Here is a 740-nt window from a genome sequence, read left to right as displayed (position 1 = left end):
AAATAGAGGATGTTTAAATATTAAACATCCTCCATATGTCACGCTAATTATAGGATGAGTTCGGGGGCGTAGATAGACAAAGTGAGACTTTTGACAACATTTTTACGAAATACCGCCTTTCATGTTGAATAAAAACACTACCTTCATCAAAGATGTACACTTTTTGAGATTTATTTAGCCGACATTTTATGTATCCACCCCCACCAACTGACATTGTAGGCATAGACAAACAGAAACCATTGGAGGTTCTTATGCAACAGAAACTCGGTCATGTCATTCAGCAGAATGTTCTCTTTCGTCGCTTTTCTTAGCGCAACGTTTGCGTGGATATTGAGTATGTATGCTCTGTTTACGGTGTCTATCGTTGCTTTAGTTGTGAGCTTGTTGCTCTACCTTCGCGACAAGTTCATCGAAAAATACCATTCCAACCACACCCAAGAAAAGAACGCAGTAAGCTTATTCATTATCCTTTAAACGTCATTCAATAAAAAAGGATGTCACTTGGACATCCTTTTGCGTTTTATTGGTTAACTAACGATCTATTAAACGTCGTAAGTCGTCGACGCTGTGTTACCGCCGGTACCTGTCCAGTTGGTGTGGAAGAATTCACCACGCTCACGGTCGATACGCTCATAAGTGTGAGCACCGAAGTAGTCACGTTGTGCTTGCAGTAAGTTTGCAGGTAGACGCGCTGTTGTGTAACCGTCAAGGAACGTCAGTGCAGACGTTGTACATGGCAT

At 41.6% G+C, this 740-nt stretch carries 1 protein-coding gene and 1 pseudogene; one reads left to right on the top strand and one right to left on the bottom strand.

Annotated elements, in window-relative coordinates:
- Window positions 1–270: 270 nt before the first annotated feature.
- Window positions 271–474, top strand: a complete 204-nt coding sequence (locus CIK04_RS29660; RefSeq protein WP_176463475.1) for a hypothetical protein — start codon at window positions 271–273, stop codon at window positions 472–474.
- A 68-nt stretch (window positions 475–542) separates the two neighbouring features.
- Here CIK04_RS29660 and CIK04_RS29655 read toward each other — a convergent pair.
- Window positions 543–740: pseudogene (locus tag CIK04_RS29655) on the bottom strand (NADP-dependent phosphogluconate dehydrogenase); the annotation flags it as partial.

Source organism: Vibrio sp. 03_296 (genome assembly GCF_002265885.1).
This window is presented reverse-complemented; position numbering and strand designations above follow the sequence as displayed.

Bases quoted from the DNA above. Each gene is read 5' to 3' on its own strand.
- CIK04_RS29660 (WP_176463475.1), top strand. From the start codon at position 271: ATGTCATTCAGCAGAATGTTCTCTTTCGTCGCTTTTCTTAGCGCAACG.